Raw genomic sequence first — 24,195 nt, forward strand, 5'->3', positions numbered from 1 at the left:
GTGTTTTCACGCTTTGGGAGTGATTTGGTACGCGCCAGAGGTGAACGGGACCTTACTTAGGGCCGGTAGCGGGCAAAAATAATGGCGATCATGCTTGGTCAGACCGCGCTGACCGACCCATGGCAGTGCTTGAATTTCTTTCCCGAGCCGCAGGGGCAGGGCGCGTTACGCGAGACCTTGCCCCAGGTGTCCGGTTTCTGGGAATCGAAGGTGTCACCCGCCGCGGCCGAACGCGCGGCCCCCGCCAGCACGCCCTGGGTCGGCGGCGTGGGAGCGCTTCCCGGCTGTCGCATTTCGTTGCGCCCGGTCTGCGGGTCGCGGTGGACCGGAGTGATGTCCTCGGGCGGACGCGGCGGCGCCATGCCGGCTGGTTCGATACGGATATTGGACAGGATGCGGGTGGTCTCGAAGCGCAGCTCGCCGAGCAGATGCTCGAACAGGGCAAAAGCCTCGGTCTTGAACTCGTTGAGCGGATCCCGCTGGGCATAGCCGCGCAGACCGACGACAGAGCGCAGGGCGTCGAGCTGCTGAAGGTGTTCGCGCCAGTGCGTATCGATGGTCTGGAGCAGGATCTGCTTCTCGATGCGGCGCATCAGCTCCGGCCCGGCGTTGGTCGCCTTTTCCGCATAGTTCTCCTCTTGCGCCTTTGTCAGGCGCTCGAGAATCTCCTCGTCGGCAATGCCTTCTTCCGCTGCCCACTCGGTGACCGGCAGGTCGAGCCCGTAATATTTCTGCACATCCTCTTTGAGACCCGCCGCATCCCACTGGTCGGCATAGGCCTTTGGCGGGATATGACGGCGCACCAGATCCTCGGCGACCTGGCTGCGCATGTCCTTGATCACGTCGGTGACGTCAGGCGCGGTCATGAACTCGATGCGCTGCTCGAAGATCGCCTTGCGCTGGTCGTTCATCACATCGTCGTACTTGAGGATGTTCTTGCGGATGTCGAAGTTGCGCGCTTCGACCTTCTTCTGGGAGGTCTCGACCGCCTTGCTCATCCAGGGGTGCTGAATGGCCTCGCCTTCCTTCATGCCCATGGTGCGCATGATTCCGTCCAGCCGCTCCGGCGCGAAAATGCGCAGCAGGTCGTCTTCCACACAGATGAAGAATTTCGAGCGTCCCGGGTCGCCCTGACGGCCGGACCGTCCGCGCAGCTGATTGTCGATGCGGCGGCTTTCGTGGCGCTCGGTCCCGATCACGTAAAGACCGCCGGCTTCCAGCGCCTTGGCCTTCTTCTCCTGGATGTCGGCCTCGATCTTCTCGCGTTCGGCGGCGATTTCCGCGTCGCTCGGCTCCTTGCCCTGTGCGGTGGCCTGTTCCAGCCAGTCCGCCAGACGGTAGTCCAGATTGCCGCCAAGCTGAATGTCGGTGCCGCGACCGGCCATGTTGGTCGCGATGGTCACCGCGCCCGGAACACCGGCCTGCGCGATGATCGAGGCCTCCTGCTCGTGATAACGCGCGTTGAGCACCTTGTGCTCGATCTTGCGCTGGTTCAGGAAATCGGAGAGCGATTCCGAACGTTCAATGGAGACCGTGCCGACCAGCACGGGCTGATCCTTCTTGTGAGCCTCCACGATCGATTCCAGGATCGCCTCGTTCTTTTCGGCCGTGGTGCGATAGAGTTCGTCTTCTTCGTCGATCCGCGCGATGGGGCGGTTGGTCGGCATCTCGACCACGCCCAGACCGTAGATCGATTCAAATTCTCCCGCTTCGGTCGCGGCCGTCCCGGTCATGCCGGCCAGTTTTTCATACAGGCGGAAATAATTCTGGAAGGTGATTGAGGCCAGCGTCTGATTTTCCGGCTGGATGTCAGCGTCTTCCTTGGCCTCGATCGCCTGGTGCAGGCCATCGGACAGGCGCCGGCCTGGCATCATGCGGCCGGTAAACTCGTCGATCAGGACGACCTTGCCATCGCGGACGATGTAGTCCTTGTCGCGGTTGAATATCTTGTGGGCTTTCAGGGCCTGGTTCAGGTGATGAACCGTCGCGATATTCTCCACATCGTAGAGGTCGCCGCTTTCCAGCAGGCCCTGCTCGCGCAGAATCTGCTCGATGTGCTCGTTACCGTCCTCGGTAAAGATGACAGACCGCGTCTTCTCGTCGACCTGGTAGTCCTCGTCATCCAGAAGCGGGATCAGCGTATTGATCGTCTTGTAAAATTCGGTGCGGTCTTCGGTACGCCCTGAGATGATCAGCGGTGTGCGCGCCTCGTCGATCAGGATGGAGTCCACCTCGTCGACGATGGCGAAGGCGTGAACCGCCTTGTCCGCCTCGCGCCCGCCGAACTGGACCATGTCCTTGAGCGAGTATTTCATGTTGTCGCGCAGATAGTCGAAGCCCAGCTCGTTATTGGTGCCGTAGGTGATGTCGCAGGCATAGGCCTGGCGGCGCTCCTCGTCGGTCATGCCGTTGAGGATTACCCCTGTCTTCATGCCCAGCTTGGCGAAGATACCGCCCATCCATTCGGAGTCGCGCTTGGCGAGATAATCGTTGACCGTCACCACATGAACGCCCTTGCCGGGCAGAGCATTGAGATAGGCGGCCAGGGTGGAGACCAGCGTCTTGCCCTCACCGGTCTTCATTTCGGCGATATCGCCGCCATGCAGCACCATGCCGCCGATCAGCTGCACGTCGTAATGACGTTGCCCCAGGGCTCGCTTCGCTGCCTCACGTACCGCCGCGAAGGCTTCATGTAGCAGGGAATCGAGCCCGGCGCCTTCGTCGAGCCGCTTCCTGAACTCTTCGGTCTTGGCGCGAAGCCCGGCATCGTCGAGGGCTTCAAATTCAGGCTCGAGCGCGTTGATCTTCGCGACATCCTTGGCCATTCGTTTGACGAGACGGTCATTGGACGAGCCGAAAATCTTGCGGGCAATGGAAAGCATGACGTAATGGGCCTCGAGGCGAAGGTCGAAACAAGTGGCAGGTGGCCGGAGCCGGAAAGGGGGGCGTGCAATTGCGCCGCCAGTCGACATAATCCGACCGATATTCAGGTCTTTGCTGACTTAAGGAGGCGGTGATGGGGTGTCAATCGAGCCGGGCTTCCCAGCTGTCGCAGCTTCATCGGGTTCTAAGGATTGCTGAAATGACCGCAGTGTCTCTGCTTCGCATCGTCTGCGCGGGTCTGGGTTTGGCGGCGCTGGCGTCATGCGGGCAAGCGGGGCCCGGCCTCTCCGAGACTCAGGCGGCGCCGGATCGGCGGGCGCCGGTGGACTATGCCTTCATCACTCTGGAGCCGCTGGGCGAGGACGATGCCGTCGCGGCAAGTGTCGGCGAAACGCAAATCTACATGTCTGATGTCCGGCGCGAGGCGGTGTCGCAGAATCTGGTCGAAGACGGCGCTGCGCTTCGCCCCGCAGACCCGGTGTTCCAGCAGGTGCTCAGTGAGTTGATCGAGCAGAGACTCCTTGCTCTTGAAGCGCGCCGGCAGGGTCTTGATGCCGATGCCGAAACGCGCCGCCGGCTGGCTGCCGCCGAGGAGCGCATCCTCGGGAACGTGCTGGTCGAGACTGCCGTGTCGCGGTCCGTCAGCGACGAGGCGGTTCAGCGTGTCTACGAGGAACAGGTTCGCCTCGTGCCGCCGACCGAGGAAGTGCGCGCACGCCATATCCTGGTGTCCACACGCGAGGAGGCCGACGAGGTCGCGCGCCTTCTGGCCGAAGGCGAGGATTTTGCCACGCTTGCCGCGCAGGTCAGCCAGGACCCGGCCACGCGATTTGAGGGCGGCGATCTGGGCTACTTTACCCGAGAAGGGATTTTGCCCGGCTTTGCAGGCGTCGCCTTCGAGACGCCGGTGGGCAGCATCTCAGCGCCGTTTCAGACCGAATTTGGATGGCATGTTCTGACTGTGGTCGACCGGCGTAATCAGGCCAGGCCCAGCTTGGACGAAATGCGTCCGCGCATCGTGCGTTTCCTGACGCTGGACGGGATCCAGACCCTGCTCGACACGATCCGGGAAACCTACCCGGTTACCCGCTCGGCCGCCCCGGCGCCGGCCGAGCTGCGTGCGCAGGAGACCGAAGAGACGGGTCGCGGTGCTGAAAACAACACTGACTCTTCGGGCGGGGAGCGTTAGGTCCCCGGCAACCAGATTTCTTTGCAGCGTTTTCACCAAACAGGTTTTACCATGCTCGCGCCCAGGACGGACATTCTGCTGGTTTCCGCTTGCGCGCTGCTCGATACCGATGGCCGCGTGCTGATCGCGAAACGTCCCCAGGGCAAGGCGCTGGCCGGGCTGTGGGAGTTCCCCGGCGGCAAGGTCGAGGCCGGTGAGACGCCCGAAGCGGCCCTGGTAAGGGAGCTGCGCGAGGAATTGGGGATTGAGCCATGCGAACGTTGCCTGCAGCCTTTCGCGTTCGCATCCCATCCGCTCGAGGATGGACGGCATCTTCTTATGCCGCTCTATGTGTGTCGCAAATGGGATGGTTTTCCCGATCCCCGGGAAGGCCAGGACATCGCGTGGGTCGCGGCGAACGAGCTATCGAATTATCCCATGCCCGAGGCCGACAAGCCGCTGGCGGCCGAGCTTCGCGACCGGTGGACGGGCACGCGTGTTATCGACTGATGGCGGTTTGCGGCGATGAGGACGGGGCGACAAGCATTGAGTACGCGCTGATCGCCGCGCTCATTGCGCTTGGCCTCGTGGCCGCGCTTATCGCGCTCGGCGGTTCGATCGAGGCGCTTTTCCAGACCGTCGCCGACTTGTTCCCCTAATCGCCGGCCTTCTGCCCGGCGCTGCGCTCGTCGACGCCGAGCGCGTCGGCCAGGCGGACGGTTGCACTTCCCGGCCGCTTGGGCTTCGGCTGATCAGGATGCGGGGCCCAGCCTGCCGCATGTAGTATCTCGAATGTGGCAGGGATCTTGCCGTCCTCATGTGCGAATTTTTCCGAGTAGATCTCGGCGGTTCGCACGAAGAAGCGTTTGGTAACCGGCTCGCGGGGCCGGGTCTTCAGAACGCTGGTCTCACCCATCTTTCGCAGATCGCGCATGAGCACGAATGAATTGCCGTAGCGTGCCGTGACCCGGTCAACGTCACTAACCGGCATGGCAAATCCTGCGCGGGCCATCAGCCCGGCCATATCGATGGTGTCGGCAAACGGCGATACGCGCGCGCTGACGCCGCCAGCCAGCTCGCTTTCGGCAGCCATCATCGACTGGCGCAATTCTGTGAGGGTCGAGCCGCCAAGAAGGGCGCCCGCGAAGAAGCCGTCGGGTCTCAGCGCGCGATTGAGCTGGATCAGCGCACCGACCAGATCGTTGGTCCAGTGAAGCGAAAGACACGATAGCACGATGTCGACGCTCTCGTCGGCGATGGGCAGACGCTCTTCGTCCAGCACAAGGCCCTTGAACGTGCTTGTCCTGGCCAGGCCCTGAGCCAGATCGGCCTCTATGACATGACCGAATTTTCCGGCGACGTCTGGGCGCTTCTTCAAGGCACGCCCTACCGCGCCACCTCCACCCAGTACCAGACAGGTGTCGAAATCGCGCGTCACCGCGCTGACACGGTCAATCAAATCTTCCGCAGCTCTTGCATGAAGGAAGTTATAGTCGTCAAATTCTCCTGCAGCGCGATTTTTGCGCTGCTTCAACAATACGCGATCGAACAGCTGGGGCGGCCCCTCGCCGTGCGGGCCGGCAGCGGGCGCGTTGGTGGGGATGTGGTGTGTCGGATCAGTCATGGGCCCGATATGGGCTGAAGTGGTCGCAAAGAAAAGCGGGCCGGCTTGCAGGCCTCCTCGCCGATATCCTGTGGCCGCCGCTCTCGCCCATTTCCAACGCGGATGTCGGTGCGCCTGGCGAGCTGTCTCCTGGTGACTGGACCAAGATCACCTTTCTGGAGCAGCCATGGTGTGACGCGTGTGGAACGCCTTTTCCGTATGCGATCGGTCGAGGCGGCGTGTGTGCTCCCTGTGCGGCGCGTGCGTTGCCGCTCAGCTGTGTCCGGTCGGCCTTCGTCTACGATGAGCAGAGTCGCGCGCTGGTGTTCCAGCTCAAGCATGGTGGGCGAACCGACGGGCTGAAAGCCTTCGCGCGCTGGATGGCGCGGGCAGGACATGACTGCCTGCGTCCCTCGGCCGTGCTGGTTCCGGTACCTCTTCATCCGAAGCGGCTGCGCCAGCGCCGTTTCAACCAATCCCTCCTGCTTGCGCGATCACTCTCGCGCGAGACCGGGCTGGAGGTTGCAGCTCACTGGCTGGAGCGGGTACGGGCCACACCCAGCCAAGGCGGTCTGAGCGCGAAAGGCAGGGCCCGCAATGTCGCCGGAGCCTTCAAATTGCGGACAAAACTGCCGGCGGCGCTGAAAGATCTGAACCTTGTGCTCGTTGACGACGTCTACACGACCGGGGCTACGCTCAGCGCTTGCGCCCGGGCGCTGAAGCGGGCCGGTGCCGCAAATGTGAGCGCGATTACCCTCGCGCGCGTTGTGAAACCGGTCGATCCTCTTAAATAATGGACGAGACGATATCCTGGCGGGGCGCTGTGAACGGCCGCCCTCCAACGCGAAACGGAGTGAGATGCCGCCTTATGGCCCAAGTGACGATCTACACACGCCCGATGTGCCCCTACTGTGTACGGGCAGTTCAGCTGCTCAAGAAGAAAGAGGCCAGCTTCGACGAGATCGACGCCGGCTTCGACAAGGCGAAGAAGGAGGAGATGATCCAGCGCGCGAACGGTGCACGAACCTTCCCGCAGATTTTCATCGGCGACGTCCATGTGGGCGGGTGCGACGAGATGTTCGCGCTTGACCGCCAGGGCAAGCTTGACGCCATGCTTCAGTCGGCGGCCCAGTAATGTCCGCGGTGAAGATCGCTCTCATCCAGATGCGGTCCGGCACCGACCCGGAGCGCAATCTCGACGATGCCGAGGCGCTGGTCCGCGAAGCGGCCGCGAACGGCGCGAAGTTCGTGGCTACGCCTGAAACGACCAACCTGGTTCAGAAGGACCGGGAGACGCTCTTCTCGGTCTTGCGTCCGCAGGACGAGGACCCGGCAATGGTTCGGTTCGCCGATCTGGCTGCAACCCACCGCATCGATCTGCTGGGCGGCTCTTTCGCCCTGCTCGGACCGGACGGCCGGGCGGTCAACCGCTCCTGCCTTTTCGGTCCGCAGGGCGAGCTGAAGGCGAGCTACGACAAGGTCCACATGTTTGATGTCGAGATCGGCAGCGGCGAGCGCTGGCAGGAGTCGGCGAACTACAAACCCGGCGACCGTGCCGTCATCGCCTCCGCCGCATCGACTGTCATCGGGCTCTCGGTCTGCTACGACCTGCGCTTCGCCTATCTCTACCGCTTGCTCGCCAAGGCGGGGGCGCGTGTGTTGACGGTGCCCAGCGCCTTCACCCGTCCCACCGGGAAGGCTCATTGGGAGGTGTTGCTGCGCGCGCGTGCCATCGAGACAGGCTCTTGGGTGCTCGCCCCGGCCCAGGGCGGCCGCCACGAGGATGGCCGCAAGACCTGGGGCCACTCCATGGTCATCGACCCGTGGGGCGCAGTCGTCGCCCATCTCGATCACGACGAGCCCGGCATTCTCTATGCCGAGATCGATCCGGCCAAGGCGGACGAGGCCCGCACGCGCATTCCCGCGCTGCATAATGACCGGCCGGTGACCGGGCCGGACCCGCTGGCATGATCCGCTACGCGCTTGTGTGCGAGGACGATCACCGGTTCGAGGCCTGGTTTTCGTCCTCCGACGCTTACGATACCCAGGCCGGACGCGGACTGGTGGAGTGTCCCCAGTGCGGATCGGTACGGGTGAAGAAGCAGGTGATGGCTCCGGCCGTATCCACCTCTTCGGGCCGCGAAACGGTCACCGGCGGCGTGGCGGGAGGCCCCGAGTCCGTCTCGCCGGACGACCTCGTGCGCAAGGTCCAGGCCCACATTCGCGCCAATTACGATTATGTCGGCGAGCGCTTCGCGGACGAGGCTCGCGCCATTCATAGCGGCGAGAAGGCTGAGCGTCTGATCTATGGCGAAACCACGGGCGAAGAGCGTGCCCGCCTGAGCGAGGAGGGCGTCGCCTGCGCACCCCTGCCGGACGCCTTCGTCCCGCCTTCGGGCAAGAAGACCAACTAGGTCGAAGCCGGCTTCTCGGCGCCCAGAAGATAATTCACGCCCGCATCGCCGGAGATGAAGAAGCGGTCCTTGAGCGGATTATAGCTCACGCCCACCGGGCTGCGCACTGAGAAGCCCTCCGCCTGCAGAGCTTCACGCACTTCCTGCGGACGGACCAGCTTGTTGAAGCGGTGAGTGCCGCGCGGCAGCCATCCCATCACGTATTCGGCGCCGAAGATCGCGGTCGCAAAAGCGCGCGCGGTCCGGTTGATCGTCCCCACGATCATCATCCCGCCCGGTTTGACCATGGTGGCGCAGTCGCGCAGGAAGTCCTGCGGATTGGCGACATGCTCGACCACTTCCAGGTTGAGGACGACATCGAACTGGCCGGGGCCTCCGCTTTCCAGCAATTGCTCGGCCGTACCGTGGCGAAAATCGATATCGAGACCGGCCTCACGCGAATGGACGAGCGCGGTCTTGATGTTGGCTTCGCCCGCATCCACCCCGGTCACCGATGCACCGAGGCGGGCCATGGGCTCTGACACCAGCCCGCCCCCGCATCCGATGTCGAGCAGGCTGAGGCCTGCAAGCGGATCGGGTCCGCTTCGCCCGAAATGATCGCACAGCGTTTCGCGGATATAGACCAGGCGGGCGGGATTGAATTTGTGCAGCGGTGCGAACTGGCTGTTCGGATCCCACCATTGCTCGGCCATCGCCGCGAATTTGGCCACCTCTTCCGGGTCGATGGACGGTGTGCTCAATGTCTGCGGTGCAGGTCCAGCTGCCATCTCCGTCTCCTCGTACGCGGCTTCGCATTTGCGCCCGGCCCGGCCGGGATGTAATCACGGAACCGCCTGATTATGGCCCCGTCCAGGATCAATATGGACCCATTCTGCGTCTTATCGAGCCCGGGACCGACCGTCCAGCTACAGCCAAGGCAAACCGCCTCATGTCCGACACCCTGCCTCGCCTGGTCCTGAAGTTCGGAGGCACCTCCATGGCCGATGCCGAGCGCATCGCCCATTCGGCCTCCATCGTCGCGGCCGAGGCGCGCACCGGGCGCGGCGTCGCGGTGGTCGTATCGGCCATGGCCGGCGAGACCGACCGCCTGCTTTCGCTGGCCACCTCGCTGGGAGGCGGACTGGGAGAGGTTGAGACCGACACGGTGTTGAGCGCCGGCGAACAGGTTTCAGCCGCGTTGATGGCCCTGGCCCTCCAGCGTGCCGGGCTGAAGGCGCGCGCGGTCATGGGCTGGCAGCTGCCGATCGAGGTGGACGGGCCTCCAGGTTCGGCCCGGATCACCGGCATCGATCCGCATCTGCTCGATGCCCTGCTCGAACAGGACACGATCCCGGTCGTGGCCGGGTATCAGGGGGTGAGCGCGGACGGCCGGCTGGCGACGCTCGGGCGCGGCGGCACGGACCTGACCGCCGCAGCCGTGGCTGCTGCGCTGCAGGCCGAATGTGACATCTACACCGATGTCGACGGTGTTTTCACGACCGATCCGCGCATCGAACCGGCGGCGCGCCGGGTTGGGCGGATCAGCCATGACGAGATGCTGGAGCTGGCCGCCATGGGAGCGAAGGTGCTCCAGACCCGGTCAGTGGAATACGCCAAGGCCAAGGGCGTGGTCCTGCGGGTGAAGTCGAGCTTTCTGGATGCCGGGTCGAGTGCGGGTACCGAGGTTGTCTGCCCGGCCGATATCGCCGAGCGCCGCGTGGTGTCCGGCGTGGCCTATGCGCGCGATCAGGCGCGCTTGTCGCTTTACGGGCTCGATGCCGACGGGGCCCAGGCCGCCATCGTGTTCTCGGCGCTCGCCGAAGCCGGGGTGGGGATCGACATGATCGTTCAGGCGCGATCGCGGAGCGGCGACAGCGTCAATCTTGAGTTCTCGGTAGAGGGCAAGGATCTCGACCGCGCACTCGCCGCAGTGCGCCGGCATCTCGATGAAATGCCCGGTTCGGCGTGCGCCCATCAGACCGGCCTCGCCAAGGTCTCCGTCGTGGGAACGGGTCTTCGCGGTCGCGCAGATGTCGCGCGCACCCTATATGAGGTCCTTCGCAGTCGGAATATCGCGGTCAGGATGGCCGCGACATCCGAAATCAAGATTTCTGTTCTCGTCGACTCCGACTGGCTTGAACACGCTGTACGTGCGCTGCATTCGGCCTACGGGCTTGATCAGTCTTGACGTGGATGCCGTGAACCGCCCCTCTTGGCCGGTCGCTTGAACCGGTCGCCTCCTGGATGGCCCATGAATACTGAGACCAAAATGACGGCATTGCGGGGCCCAAGACGCCTCTTGGCGCGGATTCGAGACTTGATGGCGGATCAGGACGACGCGCAGGCGCGCCTCGACCAGCTGACCGACATCATTGCCGAAGAGACCGCAGCGGACGTCTGCTCGATTTATCTGGTCCGGCCCTCCGGTGCGCTGGAGCTGTCGTCCACGCACGGGCTGAATCCCGAGGCGGTCCACAACGTGCGCCTGTCGCGCGATGAGGGCCTGGTCGGCCTGGTTTCGCGCCGGGCCCGACCGATCGCGGTCGAAGATGCGCCGCGCCATCCTGACTTCTCCTACAAGCCGGAAACCGGCGAAGAGCCGTTCAAGAGCTTCGTGGGCGTGCCCATTCTTCGCGGCGGCCGCCTGGTCGGTGTGCTGACCCATCAGACCAAGGCCATCCGCCCGATGACGGAGGAGGAGATCGAGACCCTCCAGACCGTCGCCATGCTGTTGGCGGAAATTGTCGCTTCGGGAGATCTCATCCGGGCCGAGGCCTTCTCAGGATTGGAGCTGCGTCCGTCCGCGCCGGAGCGCTTCCAGGGTGTTGCCTTGTCTCCGGGCCTCTCGCGAGGGGTCGCGGTCATGTACGAGCCCCACGTGATGAGCGCACGCATGGTCGCCGAGGACGTCGAGGTCGAGACCGCGCGCCTGGATTCCGCCATCTCCCGCTTGCGCGCCGGAGTGGATCAGCTTCTGGAGTCCGGCCGCGTCCCGATGGGCACGCCGTCTCGGGACGTGCTCGAGGCCTATCGCATGTTCGCCCACGATCGCGGCTGGCTCGACCGGTTGCGCGAGGCGATCCTGTCCGGTCTCACGGCAGAGGCGGCTGTTGAGCGTGTCCGTAACGAGCATCGCGCCCGGCTGATGACGGCCCGCGACCCTCATTTCCGGGAGCGCCTGCACGATCTGGAGGACCTGGCCAACCGTTTGTTGCGCCATCTGGCGTCCGAAAGCGGCAGGCCGACGATCGAACGCACGCTGCCGGAAAAGGCCATCCTCATCGCCCGTTCCATCGGCCCCGCCGAATTGCTGGAGCTTGACCGGGCGCGCCTGGCCGGCGTCGCTCTGGAAGAGGGATCGAGGACGAGCCATGCCGCTATCGTGGCGAAGGCGCTTGGAATTCCCATGGTCGGCCGGGTGGAAGGCGCACTCGACCGCGTCGAGGATGGCGACCCGATCATCCTGGATGGCGAATTCGGGCTGCTGCATGTCCGCCCGTCACAAGAGGTGAGCGAGGCGTATGACGAGCGTCTCAAGACGCTTGCCAAGCGCTACCGCACCTATGCGCGTCAGCGCGAAGAGCCGGCGGTGACCAAGGACGGTCAACGCGTCGAGCTTCACCTTAACGCCGGGCTGCTGGTCGAATTGACGTCGCTGGCCGATACCGGCGCAGAGGGCATCGGCCTGTTTCGAACCGAGTTCCAGTTCATGGTTGCCGACACTCTGCCGCGCCTCAGCGCGCAGGAGGAGCTGTACCGCGCGGCCTACGAGGCTGCAGGTGACAAGCCGGTGGTTTTTCGAACGCTCGATCTGGGTGGCGACAAGGTGACGCCCTTCACCCCGGCGACACGCGAGCCCAACCCCGCTCTGGGCTGGCGCGCCTTGCGCATGGGGCTGGATCGTCCCGGGCTGACCCGGTATCAGTTGCGTGCTCTGGTAAGAGCCGCTGCCGGACGCGATTTGCGTGTGCTTTTCCCCATGGTGACCGATGTCAGCGAACTGGCAGCGGTGCGTGCAATCCTCAACCAGGAACTCGCGCATGCAGCCCGTCATGGCCACGAGCAACCGCGATCGGTCCAGGCCGGCATCATGCTGGAAACGCCCGCTATCGCTTTTTCTCCCGATGCGTGCCTGCGTATCGCGGACTTCGTGGCGGTGGGCGCCAACGATCTGATGCAATATTTCTTTGCGGCAGATCGTCAGAACCCGCGCGTGGCTGATCGCTACGACTTTATTTCGCCCTCTTCTCTGCGGCTGTTGCAGTCGGTGCGTCAGGCGTGCGCGCGGCACGACAAGCCGGTCTCGGTGTGCGGGGAAATCGCGGGCCGGCCCCTGGAGGCCTGCGTGCTCACGGCTCTGGGCTACAGGCGCTTGTCCATGGCGGCATCCGCGCTGGGGCCGGTCAAGCGTGCCATTCGCGGAATGGACTGCGAGCGGCTTGGCGCGTGGCTTGCAAGTGTACTCGACGAGGCCGAGACAGGCGAAGAGACCCCATTGCGTCAGCGCCTGATCGAAGCCGGTGACAGCGCGGGTCTGCCCGTAGAAGCTGTTGATAAGCTGGGCCGTCCGTGATTTAATTGGTTTGCGGTGAGACAAAAACGTCACACTGCTGGGGGACTTCGGGGGCGCTTGCAAAAGCGGCAGAGCAAACAATGGCTCAGGCCACATCGGGTATGGCTAAATCTTCATACGTCCCTATGGACGCGATTTTTACAGACGCGCCGGAATCCCTTCCGACCAGTGTCGGAGACGCGTTGCGCAGGGCTCGTGCGCGTCAGGGATGGTCGCTGGAATCGGCTGCCGCCCGAACGCGAATTCGTCACGATTATCTTGAAGCGCTGGAATCGATGGATTCGCGCGGGCTCCCTTCGCGTGCTTATGCGCTGGGCTATCTGAGGACCTATGCCGGGGTGCTGGGCCTGGACGTCAATGCGGTGGTTGAGCAGTTCAAGCGTGAGGTGGAAACCGAAACCGGACGGGCACAGCCCAGTGCGCCTCAGCGCCGGCGTGAGATCAAATTACCCAAAGGCGTGGTCGGCGCGGTGCTGATCCTCGGCGGCGTGCTTGCTGCCGCTGCCTGGTACGGGGCGCGCGTCACCGAAGCCGGCGCGTTTTCCGATGCGCCAAGCTCCACCGAAGGCGTCTTGTCCGCGCCGGCACCGTTGGTCGAAATGCGCGAGCGCCCGGTCAATGTCTCGGATGTGTGGAGCGGATTGCCGAGTTCGCGCTCGAGCGAGTGGTTGGTTCTGACCACGATCGTCCCGACCTATCTTGAAGTGCGTGACGCTTCGGGACGCATCTTGTTCGCGCGTGACCTGGTGCCAGGCGAGATTTACCGGGCGCCGGACGAATCCGGTCTCAGCCTGACCACCGAAGATGCCGGCGCGATTCAGGTGCGCTCAGGTCCTCGCGAGCTCGGCCCGCTGGGCGAGCCCGGGGAAATGGTCGAGAATCTGGCGGCCAGCGAGTTTCTGGTCTCCGCGATGGCCGAGAGCACGGCCAATTCGGGCGGAGCCGGGGCAGGACGTTAGGGCGCAGGTCTCAGGGTCGCGCTTTGCAGCGTTTGCTCCTATATCGAACGCGTACACCCTCGAGCGAGTGCGAGCATCCCCATGTCGGTTGAAGCCCACACCACGGTCCGCCCCTGGCGCATGATCGACCGGCGCAAGAGTCGGCAAATTCATGTCGGTCCTGTGGCGGTTGGCGGCGATGCGCCTATCAGCGTCCAGTCCATGACGAATACGCCGACCTCCGATGCGGCCGCGACGCTCGATCAGATCGCGCAGCTCGAAGAGGTGGGCGCCGATATCGTCAGGGTTTCGTGCCCCGACACCGACTCCACTGCGGCCTTCCGGACGATCGCGCGCGAATCCCGTCTTCCGCTCGTTGCGGACATCCATTTCCACTACAAGCGCGGTATCGAGGCCGCCGAGGCCGGCGCGGCATGCCTGCGTATCAATCCGGGAAATATCGGATCGATGGACCGGGTTCGCGACGTGGTGTCGGCAGCCCGCAATAACGGTTGTTCGATCCGCATCGGCGTGAATGCCGGATCGCTGGAGCGCGAGCTCCTCGAAAAATACGGCGAGCCCTGCCCGGAGGCGATGGTGGAGAGCGCGCTGAGCCATGCGCGCATTCTCGAAGATCTCGATTTCCGCGAGTACAAGATTTCTGTCAAAGCCTCTGACGTCTTCCTGACGGTGGCGGCATATCAGGCTCTTGCCGACGCCACTGACGCGCCCCTTCACCTTGGCGTGACCGAGGCTGGCGGCCTGCGCACCGGCGGCGTGAAATCCTCCATCGGCATGGGCAACCTTCTCTGGTCCGGGATCGGGGATACGATCCGGGTCTCGCTCAGCGCCGATCCGGTCGAGGAGATCAAGGTCGGCTACGACATTCTCAAATCCCTCGGCCTGCGCACGCGCGGTGTGAACATTATCGCCTGCCCGTCCTGCGCCCGGCAGGGCTTTAACGTGATCAAGACGGTTGAGGCGCTCGAAGAGCGTCTCGAGCACATCTCCGAACCCATCAGCCTGTCAATTATCGGATGTGTCGTGAACGGGCCCGGCGAGGCCGCCTATACCGATCTGGGCTTTACCGGCGGCGGGAAGGGCTCCGGCATGCTCTATTTTGCCGGCCAGGCGGAGGAGAAGGTCTCCAACGAGACGATGATCGAGCGCATCGTTGCCGCGGTTGAGGACAAGGCCGATCGGATGAAGGCGGAACGCGAAGCCGCCGAGAAGAGCGCCGCCGAATAGCCGTCTCGTGCCGGATGGGCCACGACGTCCGTTATAACGATAGGCAAGCGGCCCGGACCGTCACCGGATAGCGCCGGCTGCCCGATCCGCAAGCGGGGGGGGCGGGCGTGATAGTAGTGGTAGTAGGAGCCGCTCCAAGCTTAAATCACCCGGTTTCTCACCTGATTCACCGTCAAAGCCGGGGATCAGGGTCAATGCAACAAGAAAAAAACGGGGAGATTTGAGATGTTTCTGACAATCCTGACGCCAGCCCTGGTGCTGCTCTGCTGGACGCTGATCATGTGGGTGTGGATGTACGCCACTCGCATCCCGGCGATGCAAAAAGCGGGGATCAAGCCTGCCGAATTGAAGGAAAAATCCCAGCTGGAGGTGCTCCCGCGCAGCGTTCGTCAGATCGCTGACAACTATAATCACCTCCACGAGCAGCCCGTCGTATTCTACGCGCTGGTGTTCTATTCCCACCTGGTCGGCGTGAAGACCTCGGTAGCGATCACATTGGCCTGGGCCTACGTGCTGCTCCGGATCGCGCACAGCCTTTGGCAGGCGCTGGTGAACTTCATTCCGGTGCGTTTCGTTCTGTTTTCATTGTCATCGCTTGCGCTGATCGCGCTCGCGGTGCTGAACGTTTTCGCATTGCTGGTATAGTCTGGAGGAGCTCCGCCCATGGCCGACCTGAAGATGTATGGTCTAAAAACCTGCGACACGTGCCGCAAGGCTCGTAAGGCGCTGGAGGCGGCCGGGAGGGAGGTCGATTTCACCGATTTGCGTGAAATGGACGATCTGCCAAAGCGGCTGCCCGTCTGGATCGAGAAGGTCGGTGCCGACCGCTTGCTCAACAAGGCTTCGACCACGTGGCGCAATTTGCCGGAAGGCGAGAAGGCGATGGCTCAGGACCGCACAGGCTATCGGGCCTTGCTGCAGGCCAATCCGGCGCTGATCAAGCGCCCGGTAATCGTGGACGGCGACGCGATCTACGCGGGGTGGAAGTCCGATGTCCAGAACGCGTTGGGTGTGTAGTCGAGCGCGCGTGTAGAGGGACGCCCGCCGCTGGGAGAGTGCTCTGCGCGACCTCTCCGGCAGCTGGACGACACCACAATCAGACCAATATGGAGACGCCAGGCTTCGTTGAGCGTTTGCTATCCCCGCGATCGACAGGACTGCTGGTAAAAGGATGTGCGGCCTTTCCCCTCACCGCGCTGCGCAGTTGGCTCGTTCAGTTTTCCCGCTTAATCAAGGCTCATGATGAATTCGATCTGTGTGTATTGCGGCTCCAATGCCGGCAAGGACGCTATTTACGCTCAAGCGGCGCGCGACACCGGCCGCTTCCTCGGTGAATCCGGATGCCGGCTCGTCTATGGGGGCGGCCGCGTCGGGCTTATGGGTGTGGTTGCCGATGCCGCGATCGAGGCAGGCGGACAGGTCACGGGCATCATTCCCGACTTTCTTCACGTGCGCGAGGTCGCTCATGGAGGTGTCCAGGACCTTCAGATCGTCTCCTCCATGCATGAGCGCAAACAGCTCATGGCTGACGCCTCCGACGCCTTCGTGGCATTGCCGGGCGGCATCGGAACGATGGAAGAGCTATTTGAAATCTGGACCTGGGCTCAGCTGGGCCGACACAAGAAGCCCGTCGGCCTGCTGAACATCAACGGCTATTTTGACGGCCTGCTCGAGTTCCTCGACAATATGACGGACGAGGGCTTCCTAATGAGCAAGCACCGCAAGATGCTCCTTGAGGCGTCGCGGATCGAAGACCTGATCGATGGGTTTGAGAGCTTCACCTATCCTGGCGTCATAGCCAGCTTGGAGCGCGACCAGACCTGAGGCCAGGCGCGCGCGTGTGCTACACGCTGCTCTTTGTATTTGTCGTTTACGAGCGTATCTCTCCTGCATGCAAGTTCAAGAATCCAAACTCAATCAGGTCATCGACCGTTTCGACCAGGTCGAAGCGCGTCTCGGATCTGCAAGCGATCCAAACGAGATCGTCAAGCTTTCGAAGGAGCATGCCGAACTGAAGAAGGTCGCCGACAAGGCGCGCGAACTCAAGGACGCGCGAACCAGCTTGGCTGAGGCCGAGGAGATCATTGAGGATGGGTCGGACCCTGACATGGTCGCACTGGCCCGTGAGGAACGCATGGAGCTGAAGGAGGCCATCCCCGATCTGGAATCGGAACTCCAGCTCTTGCTGCTCCCCAAAGACAAAGATGACGAGGCCTCGGTCATGCTGGAGATTCGTGCTGGCACGGGGGGGGATGAGGCCGCGTTGTTCGCCGGTGACCTTTTCCGCATGTACGAACGTTACGCGTCCGATAAAGGCTGGAAGGTTGATCTGATATCTGCGTCAGAGGCGGAGGTTGGCGGCTACAAGGAAGTCATCGCCAGCGTGTCGGGTTCCGGCGTATTCGGTAGATTGAAGTTTGAATCCGGTGTGCATCGGGTTCAACGCGTGCCGGTTACCGAGAGTGGGGGGCGTATCCACACGTCGGCAGCAACGGTGGCCGTGCTGCCCGCGCCCGAAGAGGTCGACATTGAACTTCGCGAGGACGATATCCGGGTCGATACGATGCGGGCCTCGGGGGCCGGCGGGCAGCACGTTAACAAGACCGACTCCGCGGTGCGCATGACGCATATCCCAACCGGGATCGTGGTCATCAGCCAAGAGAAATCCCAGCATCAGAACCGAGCCATCGCGCTCGAGGTTCTCAAAGCCAAGCTCTACGAGAAGGAGCGATCGGAAAAAGACGCTGCCCGTGCCGCCGCGCGCAAGGGCCAGATTGGCTCTGGTGATCGCTCCGAACGCATCCGCACATATAACTTTCCCCAAGGGCGCCTTACCGACCACCGGATCAATCTGACGCTCTACAAGCTGGAAGATATCATTTCCGGTGCGGCGTTGGATGACGTGGTCGATGCGCTGATCGCCGAAGATCAGGCGGCCAAACTTGCTGCAATGCAGGACGAGTAGACCTTGGTTTCGTGGCGTGACTGGCTCCACGATGCCGCGCGCCAGCTTGGTGCGGCGGGAATAGAGGATGCGTCCGCCGAAGGCCGATTTCTCTTCACCGGTGTGCTTGGTCTGTCGCGCAGCCAAGTGATAGCAGATCCGGACAGGAAGCTGGACGAGGCGTCGCTGGCCGCGGTCAACAAGGCGTTGGAGCGCCGCGTGTCTCGCGTGCCGTTGTCGCAGATTTTGGGCGCGACACCATTTTGGACGTTAGAACTCTTGGTCACACCAGATGTCCTGAGCCCCAGATCTGATACCGAGACAATCGTTGAGGCTGCGTTGAATGACGTTGATACCGCGCGCCCGGTTCGGATCCTCGATATCGCGACGGGTTCAGGGGCAATCGCCCTTGCCCTGCTGACCGAGATGCAGAGCGCGACCGCGGTCGCTACCGATATATCGCGCGCTGCTCTGGACGTTGCGGCGATCAACGCCGGCCGCACCGGACTCTCGGAGCGGATCGAGCTAGTTTGCACGTCCTGGGCCGATGGTATTGCAGGCAGGTTTGACCTCGTCGTCTCAAACCCGCCCTATATTGCCAGCTCGATCATAGAGACGCTCGAGCCTGAGGTGCGCGACCATGAACCCCGGCTCGCGCTGGACGGTGGCCCGGACGGACTCGCGCCCTATCGACACCTTTTCAGCGAAGCGCGGCGGTTGTTGGCGCCGGGCGGGACGGGGGTTTTCGAGATAGGCTACGATCAGCGTGAAGCGGTCTTGCGCCTGGCGCAGGAGGCGGGCGCACGAGATGCGGATTGCGTAAAAGACCTTGGTGGGCGCAGCCGAGCGATCGTCTTTGCCTTCAGCTGATGATGATCTGCATCAGCCCAGAACGGGCCGGAATGAATATTTGCACACAAGGGGTGGAATCGCCCCAGTGTTACGGTTAGTTTGATTGATGAACCCGATGGACTGGCGGGCTGCAGCGGGGTTGCAGCAATTTTAGTCAGCCAGCTGTCGGAGAGTCGGCCCTCAATCAGATCGGTAATTTTCAGCAGTGCGCTGCTGTGTTTGCCGGACGGGGCTCGATCATAGCGAGCTCCGAAGAGTGCAGCCGAAGGCTATACCGGCAAGAAGGTCAGGTTTCAAAAATGAAGCGACAACGCGGGCGCGGGCGCAAGCCCGGCGGTAATCAGCAGAATCGGTCGTTCGAAAGCAATGGGCCGGATGTAAAAATCCGGGGCAATGCCTCGACGATATATGAGAAATATCTTCAGATTGCGCGCGATGCGTCGTCGTCTGGCGACCGCGTGATGGCGGAAAACTACTACCAGCACGCGGAGCACTATTTCCGCATCGTTCAAGCCAACCAGCCCAAGCGTGATGACAACCGTCAGGACGGCGGTCAGCAGAACGATCAGAATCAAGGGGCGCAGAACCAGGGCGGACAAAGCCAGGGTGGGCAGAACCAGGGCAGCGACAACCAGGCCGACGCCCAGGAAGACCGAAATGACCGTTCGCGCGGTCGCGGCCGGGGCCGCCGTGATGACGGTAACCGCAGGGGCGAAGGCAGGACAGAGCCGGCATCCGAGAAGTCCGGCGGCGAACCCGCCTCGAAGGATGCATCGGCCGAGACGGCTGAAAAGCGACCACGGCGGGAGCGCCGCAAGAAGGACGAGACTTCCGCCGACGCCTCCGACCCCCTGGCCGTGGTTGATCCCGAAGGCGAGAGCGAGCAGAGCGGCGGCAGCGAACTGACTGCCGACGACGCCCCCAAGCGTAAGCCACGCGCACCGCGCAAACCTCGTGGTGATAAAGCCGCACAGGATGCTCTGGATAAGGTGGGCGACGGAAAGAGTGGTTCAGGCGGTGACAAGGACAGCGAAGCCGCTTAGCAATTTGATTGTAAAGTGTTTTGAAAAGCCCCGGCGCGCAATCGCACCGGGGCTTTTCGGTTTTTGATCCGCTCGATCACTCGGCGAAAATAATCTTGCCGCTCACTTGTGTGCCTTCAATGTCACACCTACCTGAAGTCCAGCTGCGGTCCCAGGCGTGCTTCTTGGAAGGCGCCATTTTAACGGGGGCCGTTTGTCTCGCTGCCAATTCAGGAGACCCTAGAGGCACATGGATATCGAAAAATACACCGAGCGCGCCCGGCAGATTCTTCAGGCGAGCCAAGCGCTCGCCAACCGGCTCAGTCATCAGCAATTCACCCCCGAGCACCTTCTCAAAGGCTTGTTGGACGATGAAGCCGGGCTGGCAACGAACTTGATCCGCGCAGCAGGTGCGCGTCCCGAACAGGTTGTCGATCTGACTGACCGTGCGATTGAGTCGCTACCGAAGGTAGAAGGTGGTTCTGGTCAGCTTTATCTGGCGCCGAAAACCGGCGAGGTGATCAACTCCGCCGAGCAGGCTGCGAAAAGGGCTGGAGATACTTATGTCACCGCCGAGCGCCTGCTGCAGGCACTGTCTATCGTATCTGGCACGAAGGTCGCCGAAATCTTCAAGCAGACCGGGCTCAAGCCGCAGGCGCTGAACACGGCGATCAACGATTTGCGTCAGGGCCGCACAGCCGACAGCCAGTCGGCCGAAGAAAGCTATGACGCTCTCAAGAAGTACGCCCGCGACCTCACGGAAGTGGCTCGCGCGGGCAAGCTGGATCCTGTGATCGGCCGCGACGAGGAAATCCGCCGGGCAATCCAGGTCCTGTCCCGCCGCACGAAGAACAACCCGGTTCTGATTGGGGAACCGGGGGTGGGCAAGACGGCCATCGCAGAAGGCCTCGCTTTGCGCATTGTCGATGGCGACGTGCCGGAGAGCCTGAAGGACAAGAAGCTGATGGCGCTCGACATGGGTGCACTCATCGCCGGTGCGAAGTATCGCGGCGAGTTCGAGGAGCGTCTGAAATCCGTCCTTTCCGAGGTCGAAGCCGCTGGGGGCAACATCATCCTGTTCATCGACGAGATGCATACGCTCGTCGGCGCCGGCAAGGCTGACGGCGCAATGGATGCCTCCAACCTTCTCAAGCCGGCACTAGCTCGTGGGGAGCTTCACTGTGTCGGTGCGACAACGCTGAGTGAGTACAAAAAGCATGTCGAGAAGGACGCGGCGCTGGCTCGGCGCTTCCAGCCGGTCTTCGTCGACGAGCCGACGGTGGAGGACACGATCTCGATCCTGCGCGGCCTGAAAGAGAAATACGAAGTCCACCACGGCGTGCGCATCGCAGACGGTGCGATCGTCGCGGCGGCGACACTTTCGAACCGCTACATCACCGACCGCTTTCTGCCGGACAAGGCCATTGACCTAATGGACGAGGCGGCGGCGCGTTTGCGCATGCAGGTCGATTCCAAGCCCGAGGAGCTCGACGAGCTGGATCGCCGGATCATTCAGCTCAAAATCGAAGCCGAGGCACTCAAGAAAGAGGCCGACGATGCGTCGAAGAAGCGCCTGGAGTCGCTCTACAAGGAGTTGGCCGAGCTTGAGAGCCGGTCTGCCGAGCTGACGGCCGCCTGGAGGGCCGAAAAGGAGAAGCTGGCTTCATCGACAGAGATGAAGGAAGAACTCGACCGGTTGCGCGCAGAACTCGCCGATGCCGAACGGCGTGGCGATCTGGGCAGGGCCTCGGAGATCAAGTACGGGCGCATTCCCGAGCTGGAACGCCGCATCGCCGAAGCCGAAGAAGTTCAGCCAGCTTCCGCTGATGGCAAGGGTGCCCTCATGAAAGAGCTGGTCGACGAGGAACAGATTGCCTCCATCGTCTCGCGCTGGACGGGCGTGCCTGTGGAGAAAATGCTCGCAGGCGAGCGTGAGAAGCTCCTTCGAATGGAGGATCAGCTAAGAACGCGGGTCGTCGGACAGGATGAGGCGCTACGCGCGGTTTCGGATGCGGTGCGCCGTTCACGCGCTGGGCTGAAAGACCCGAGCCGCCCGATCGGCTCCTTCCTCTTCCTTGGCCCGACCGGGGTTGGGAAGACTGAACTTACCAAGACGCTCGCCGAATTCCTCTTTGATGATGAGACCGCGATCACGCGTCTCGACATGTCGGAGTACATGGAAAAGCACGCAGTGAGCCGGATGATCGGCGCGCCTCCAGGCTATGTCGGTTACGAAGAAGGCGGTGCGCTGACCGAGAGCGTCCGCCGGCGACCGTATCAGGTCATTCTGTTCGATGAGGTGGAGAAGGCGCACCCTGACGTCTTCAATATTCTGCTTCAAGTGCTTGATGACGGGCGTCTGACCGACGGGCAGGGCCGAACCGTCGATTTCAGAAATACCATTCTGATCATGACCTCGAACCTGGGTTCGGAGTTCCTTCTCTCCGGTGACGTCGAGGCTGCCCGCGACCAGGTGATGGACGCGGTGCGCGGGGCGTTCCGCCCGGAATTCCTTAACCGGATCGACGAGATCATTCTATTCCGTCGACTGGAACAGGCACACATGGGCTCGATCGTGGATATTCAGCTTCAGCGGCTGGAGCGTCTCTTGAAAGATCGCAACATGACAGTGGAGTTGGACGATGCTGCGCGCGAGTGGCTTGCCGAGAAGGGATATGACCCTGCCTACGGGGCCCGTCCTCTCAAGCGCGTGATCCAGAAGGAGCTGCAGGACCCGCTCGCCCGTCTTATCCTCGACGGCACGCTGCATGATGGCGAGGCAGTAAAGGTCTCTGCAGAAGCCGGGTCGTTGACAGTGAATGGTCAAGCGGTCGGGCGTGACGCGGGGCGGCCGAGAGACGCCGTCATCCAGTAAGCCCGATACAAGCATCAGGGCCCGGCGGTTACGCCGGGCCCTGACATTTTGCTCTATAGAGCCAGACGCAGATGCGGCTCGCCGTTCGACGTTCGGGCGTCGGATATGCCGTCCCGGCGCACGCTGGCTCTGACCCGCTTGCGAAATGCGGAGAAGCTGTCGAATGTGACGACATCGACGGCTTCGTCGAGATCAAGCGTCAAGGTGTAGCGGTCTCCCCCCGCAAGTGCGGTGACGGAGACGATCTCTGCGCTGAACGACTGACCGAGATAGTCGCCACGGATTTTCGAGCCGACCTGAAACGGCGTAGGCGGTTTGTTGCCGCATGCGGCGTGCAGAGTGTTCCAGTCGCGAAAGCCATGCTGGTGGGCGACCAGCTCCAGCGCTTCGCTGTGGGAGATGAAATTACCCTCTTCCTCAAGTGCCCGCCGCAAACGGCGCGCGAGGTTCTTCAGGGCTTCCAGTCCGGGTAGGGGAGAAGTTTCAGACATTGTTCGCCTCATCGCTGGTACGCGGCAAAGGTCGATGGAGCCCGCATTACCACCGCGCCGCAGGACAGCCTGGAGTGCGAAAGGTCTGGTCTGAAAGAAGATTTCACCAACGTGAACGATCACGTGCGAGCGGCAGGTATCTTCTGAACCTGGCGGTGCTTCTAGCTGCGCTTCGTCCGATGGTCAATCACCGCGCCACGCAGTCTAGCGATCGAGTGAGCTCATGGCCGCGTCGCCATAACGACCGCCTTCTGCCGCTCCTGGCGGGATCGCTGCGTCGAGAGCGCTCAGGTCGGCCGGTGTGAGCACGATGTTGTCTGCACCGGCGTTTTCTTCCAGGCGGGAGATGCTTCGAGTTCCTGGTATCGGTACCACGCCAGTGCGCGATAGAAGCCATGCTAGGGCAATCTGCGCCGGCGTTGCAGGCTTTCGCTGCGCGAGCTCGGCGACCCTGTCAGCGAGCGCCACGTTCTTTTTCAGGTTTTCACCCTGGAAGCGCGGGAAATAGCCGCTTCGCCGGACATCGTCTTCGGCAAGCTCGTCCTCTGACCGGAAAGTTCCGGCCAGCAGTCCCCGACCCAAGGGCGAATAGGCCACGAAGGCGGTTTCCTGTGCCTGACAGGTGTCCAGGACCTCGTTGCCTTCGGGCTCCCGGGCGGTCAGCGAGTATTCGCTTTGTACGGCGCTGACTGGAAACACGCTGTGCGCGCGTTTCAGTGTGTTGGCATTCACTTCGCTCAGTCCGGCTGCCTTGATCTTCCCGGATTTGGCAAGATCGGCGAGGGCGCCCATGGACTCCTCGATCGGCGTGATCCCGTCGAGGCGGTGCAGATAATAAAGATCGATCGTCTCGACGCCCAGACGCTTCAATGACGCCTCGCAGGCATACCGGATGTAATCCGGGGAGGTATCGATACGCCGGTCGCGCGGATCGTCGCCGCGGACGATGGCGCATTTGCTGGCGATGACGACCTTGTCGCGCCGGCCTTTCAGGAACCCGCCAATCAGGGTCTCGTTGTGGCCTTGCCCGTACATATCGGCGGTGTCGAAGAAGTTGACGCCCAGGTCCACGGCACGCGCCATGACCTCGCGCGATTGCCCGTCATCGCTGGGGCCGTAGAATTCGGACATGCCCATACAGCCGAGTCCGATCCGGGAAACCGGTGTCGGGATGCCGGTGAGTTTGAGCGTCTGCATGGCGCGGT

The 24,195-nt window shown here is 62.7% G+C and carries 23 protein-coding genes; 18 read left to right on the forward strand and 5 right to left on the reverse strand.

The annotated features are described in order from the left end of the window. Positions 1-98: 98 nt before the first annotated feature. Positions 99-2,882 (reverse strand): preprotein translocase subunit SecA, encoded by a 2,784-nt coding sequence (gene secA / locus PGP17_RS04985; protein WP_270374474.1) that lies wholly within the window; start codon positions 2,880-2,882, stop codon positions 99-101. A gap of 200 nt (positions 2,883-3,082) precedes the next feature. Between secA and PGP17_RS04990 the strand changes: the two genes are divergently transcribed. The 3 genes from PGP17_RS04990 to PGP17_RS05000 are packed head-to-tail and all read left to right on the forward strand — an operon-like array spanning position 3,083 to position 4,710. Further along, complete coding sequence (locus tag PGP17_RS04990; protein WP_270374475.1) at positions 3,083-4,072, forward strand: peptidylprolyl isomerase; 990 nt, start codon at positions 3,083-3,085, stop codon at positions 4,070-4,072. A 51-nt stretch (positions 4,073-4,123) separates the two neighbouring features. After that, the gene (locus tag PGP17_RS04995) at positions 4,124-4,561 is read left to right on the forward strand and encodes a (deoxy)nucleoside triphosphate pyrophosphohydrolase (protein ID WP_135945162.1); all 438 of its coding nucleotides are present in this window, start codon (positions 4,124-4,126) and stop codon (positions 4,559-4,561) included. Further along, entirely contained in the window at positions 4,561-4,710 is a 150-nt protein-coding gene (locus tag PGP17_RS05000) for a Flp family type IVb pilin (protein WP_270374476.1), read from the forward strand. Before PGP17_RS04995 ends, PGP17_RS05000 begins: the two co-directional genes overlap by 1 nt. Here the strand turns inward: PGP17_RS05000 and PGP17_RS05005 are convergent. Next, positions 4,707-5,675 (reverse strand): methyltransferase domain-containing protein, encoded by a 969-nt coding sequence (locus tag PGP17_RS05005; protein ID WP_270374477.1) that lies wholly within the window; start codon positions 5,673-5,675, stop codon positions 4,707-4,709. The genes PGP17_RS05000 and PGP17_RS05005 overlap by 4 nt on opposite strands. Positions 5,676-5,977: 302 nt before the next feature. Between PGP17_RS05005 and PGP17_RS05010 the strand changes: the two genes are divergently transcribed. From PGP17_RS05010 to PGP17_RS05025, 4 genes are all read left to right on the forward strand, one after another. Further along, complete coding sequence (locus PGP17_RS05010) at positions 5,978-6,448, forward strand: ComF family protein (protein WP_270374478.1); 471 nt, start codon at positions 5,978-5,980, stop codon at positions 6,446-6,448. 74 nt (positions 6,449-6,522) lie between these two features. After that, positions 6,523-6,789 (forward strand): glutaredoxin 3, encoded by a 267-nt coding sequence (grxC, locus tag PGP17_RS05015; RefSeq protein ID WP_135945159.1) that lies wholly within the window; start codon positions 6,523-6,525, stop codon positions 6,787-6,789. Next, entirely contained in the window at positions 6,789-7,625 is an 837-nt protein-coding gene (locus PGP17_RS05020; protein WP_270374479.1) for a carbon-nitrogen hydrolase family protein, read from the forward strand. The genes grxC and PGP17_RS05020 overlap by 1 nt, the downstream gene beginning before the upstream one ends. Continuing rightward, positions 7,622-8,068, forward strand: coding sequence for a DUF1178 family protein (locus PGP17_RS05025; protein ID WP_270374480.1), 447 nt, complete (start codon positions 7,622-7,624; stop codon positions 8,066-8,068). The genes PGP17_RS05020 and PGP17_RS05025 overlap by 4 nt, the downstream gene beginning before the upstream one ends. Here the strand turns inward: PGP17_RS05025 and ubiG are convergent. Beyond that, a complete protein-coding gene (gene ubiG, locus PGP17_RS05030) occupies positions 8,065-8,835 on the reverse strand; it encodes a bifunctional 2-polyprenyl-6-hydroxyphenol methylase/3-demethylubiquinol 3-O-methyltransferase UbiG (RefSeq protein ID WP_270374481.1) in 771 nt (256 codons plus the stop codon). The two genes, PGP17_RS05025 and ubiG, sit on opposite strands and share 4 nt — an antisense overlap. Positions 8,836-8,996: 161 nt before the next feature. Between ubiG and PGP17_RS05035 the strand changes: the two genes are divergently transcribed. From PGP17_RS05035 to clpB, 11 genes are all read left to right on the forward strand, one after another. Further along, a complete protein-coding gene (locus PGP17_RS05035) occupies positions 8,997-10,235 on the forward strand; it encodes an aspartate kinase (RefSeq protein WP_270374482.1) in 1,239 nt (412 codons plus the stop codon). 132 nt (positions 10,236-10,367) lie between these two features. After that, the gene (gene ptsP, locus PGP17_RS05040; protein ID WP_270374483.1) at positions 10,368-12,620 is read left to right on the forward strand and encodes a phosphoenolpyruvate--protein phosphotransferase; all 2,253 of its coding nucleotides are present in this window, start codon (positions 10,368-10,370) and stop codon (positions 12,618-12,620) included. Positions 12,621-12,745: 125 nt separating this feature from the next. Then, positions 12,746-13,579 carry a helix-turn-helix domain-containing protein gene (locus tag PGP17_RS05045; protein ID WP_135945153.1) on the forward strand — a complete coding sequence of 278 codons (834 nt, stop codon included), beginning with the start codon at positions 12,746-12,748 and terminating at the stop codon, positions 13,577-13,579. A gap of 81 nt (positions 13,580-13,660) precedes the next feature. Beyond that, a complete protein-coding gene (ispG, locus tag PGP17_RS05050) occupies positions 13,661-14,806 on the forward strand; it encodes a flavodoxin-dependent (E)-4-hydroxy-3-methylbut-2-enyl-diphosphate synthase (RefSeq protein WP_270374484.1) in 1,146 nt (381 codons plus the stop codon). A 225-nt stretch (positions 14,807-15,031) separates the two neighbouring features. Then, positions 15,032-15,451, forward strand: a complete 420-nt coding sequence (locus tag PGP17_RS05055; protein WP_270374485.1) for an MAPEG family protein — start codon at positions 15,032-15,034, stop codon at positions 15,449-15,451. An 18-nt stretch (positions 15,452-15,469) separates the two neighbouring features. Further along, entirely contained in the window at positions 15,470-15,823 is a 354-nt protein-coding gene (locus PGP17_RS05060) for an ArsC/Spx/MgsR family protein (protein WP_270374486.1), read from the forward strand. Positions 15,824-16,045: 222 nt separating this feature from the next. Further along, positions 16,046-16,630: a TIGR00730 family Rossman fold protein gene (locus tag PGP17_RS05065; protein ID WP_270374487.1), complete on the forward strand. Its 585-nt coding sequence runs from the start codon at positions 16,046-16,048 to the stop codon at positions 16,628-16,630. 67 nt (positions 16,631-16,697) lie between these two features. Then, the gene (gene prfA, locus PGP17_RS05070) at positions 16,698-17,771 is read left to right on the forward strand and encodes a peptide chain release factor 1 (RefSeq protein WP_270374488.1); all 1,074 of its coding nucleotides are present in this window, start codon (positions 16,698-16,700) and stop codon (positions 17,769-17,771) included. Between the two features lie 3 nt (positions 17,772-17,774). Next, positions 17,775-18,620, forward strand: coding sequence for a peptide chain release factor N(5)-glutamine methyltransferase (gene prmC, locus PGP17_RS05075; protein WP_270374489.1), 846 nt, complete (start codon positions 17,775-17,777; stop codon positions 18,618-18,620). Between the two features lie 281 nt (positions 18,621-18,901). After that, positions 18,902-19,645, forward strand: a complete 744-nt coding sequence (locus PGP17_RS05080) for a DUF4167 domain-containing protein (protein ID WP_270374490.1) — start codon at positions 18,902-18,904, stop codon at positions 19,643-19,645. 229 nt (positions 19,646-19,874) lie between these two features. After that, positions 19,875-22,499, forward strand: coding sequence for an ATP-dependent chaperone ClpB (gene clpB / locus PGP17_RS05085; protein ID WP_270374491.1), 2,625 nt, complete (start codon positions 19,875-19,877; stop codon positions 22,497-22,499). A gap of 53 nt (positions 22,500-22,552) precedes the next feature. Here clpB and PGP17_RS05090 read toward each other — a convergent pair whose 3' ends face one another. Together PGP17_RS05090 and PGP17_RS05095 are read right to left on the reverse strand one after the other, a co-directional pair. Continuing rightward, on the reverse strand, positions 22,553-22,990 hold the full coding sequence (locus tag PGP17_RS05090) for a glyoxalase superfamily protein (protein ID WP_135945145.1): 438 nt from the start codon (positions 22,988-22,990) through the stop codon (positions 22,553-22,555). A 204-nt stretch (positions 22,991-23,194) separates the two neighbouring features. Then, positions 23,195-24,187, reverse strand: a complete 993-nt coding sequence (locus tag PGP17_RS05095; RefSeq protein ID WP_135945144.1) for an aldo/keto reductase — start codon at positions 24,185-24,187, stop codon at positions 23,195-23,197. Positions 24,188-24,195 lie beyond the last annotated feature (8 nt).

This window comes from Marinicauda sp. Alg238-R41 (assembly GCF_947331485.1).
Taxonomy (GTDB): domain Bacteria; phylum Pseudomonadota; class Alphaproteobacteria; order Caulobacterales; family Maricaulaceae; genus Marinicauda; species Marinicauda pacifica.

Bases quoted from the DNA above. Each gene is read 5' to 3' on its own strand.
- secA (WP_270374474.1), bottom strand. From the start codon at position 2,882: ATGCTTTCCATTGCCCGCAAGATTTTCGGCTCGTCCAATGACCGTCTC.
- PGP17_RS04990 (WP_270374475.1), top strand. From the start codon at position 3,083: ATGACCGCAGTGTCTCTGCTTCGCATCGTCTGCGCGGGTCTGGGTTTG.
- PGP17_RS04995 (WP_135945162.1), top strand. From the start codon at position 4,124: ATGCTCGCGCCCAGGACGGACATTCTGCTGGTTTCCGCTTGCGCGCTG.
- PGP17_RS05000 (WP_270374476.1), top strand. From the start codon at position 4,561: ATGGCGGTTTGCGGCGATGAGGACGGGGCGACAAGCATTGAGTACGCG.
- PGP17_RS05005 (WP_270374477.1), bottom strand. From the start codon at position 5,675: ATGACTGATCCGACACACCACATCCCCACCAACGCGCCCGCTGCCGGC.
- grxC (WP_135945159.1), top strand. From the start codon at position 6,523: ATGGCCCAAGTGACGATCTACACACGCCCGATGTGCCCCTACTGTGTA.
- PGP17_RS05020 (WP_270374479.1), top strand. From the start codon at position 6,789: ATGTCCGCGGTGAAGATCGCTCTCATCCAGATGCGGTCCGGCACCGAC.
- PGP17_RS05025 (WP_270374480.1), top strand. From the start codon at position 7,622: ATGATCCGCTACGCGCTTGTGTGCGAGGACGATCACCGGTTCGAGGCC.
- ubiG (WP_270374481.1), bottom strand. From the start codon at position 8,835: ATGGCAGCTGGACCTGCACCGCAGACATTGAGCACACCGTCCATCGAC.
- PGP17_RS05035 (WP_270374482.1), top strand. From the start codon at position 8,997: ATGTCCGACACCCTGCCTCGCCTGGTCCTGAAGTTCGGAGGCACCTCC.
- ptsP (WP_270374483.1), top strand. From the start codon at position 10,368: ATGGCGGATCAGGACGACGCGCAGGCGCGCCTCGACCAGCTGACCGAC.
- PGP17_RS05045 (WP_135945153.1), top strand. From the start codon at position 12,746: ATGGACGCGATTTTTACAGACGCGCCGGAATCCCTTCCGACCAGTGTC.
- ispG (WP_270374484.1), top strand. From the start codon at position 13,661: ATGTCGGTTGAAGCCCACACCACGGTCCGCCCCTGGCGCATGATCGAC.
- PGP17_RS05055 (WP_270374485.1), top strand. From the start codon at position 15,032: ATGTTTCTGACAATCCTGACGCCAGCCCTGGTGCTGCTCTGCTGGACG.
- PGP17_RS05060 (WP_270374486.1), top strand. From the start codon at position 15,470: ATGGCCGACCTGAAGATGTATGGTCTAAAAACCTGCGACACGTGCCGC.
- PGP17_RS05065 (WP_270374487.1), top strand. From the start codon at position 16,046: ATGATGAATTCGATCTGTGTGTATTGCGGCTCCAATGCCGGCAAGGAC.
- prfA (WP_270374488.1), top strand. From the start codon at position 16,698: ATGCAAGTTCAAGAATCCAAACTCAATCAGGTCATCGACCGTTTCGAC.
- PGP17_RS05080 (WP_270374490.1), top strand. From the start codon at position 18,902: ATGAAGCGACAACGCGGGCGCGGGCGCAAGCCCGGCGGTAATCAGCAG.
- clpB (WP_270374491.1), top strand. From the start codon at position 19,875: ATGGATATCGAAAAATACACCGAGCGCGCCCGGCAGATTCTTCAGGCG.
- PGP17_RS05090 (WP_135945145.1), bottom strand. From the start codon at position 22,990: ATGTCTGAAACTTCTCCCCTACCCGGACTGGAAGCCCTGAAGAACCTC.
- PGP17_RS05095 (WP_135945144.1), bottom strand. From the start codon at position 24,187: ATGCAGACGCTCAAACTCACCGGCATCCCGACACCGGTTTCCCGGATC.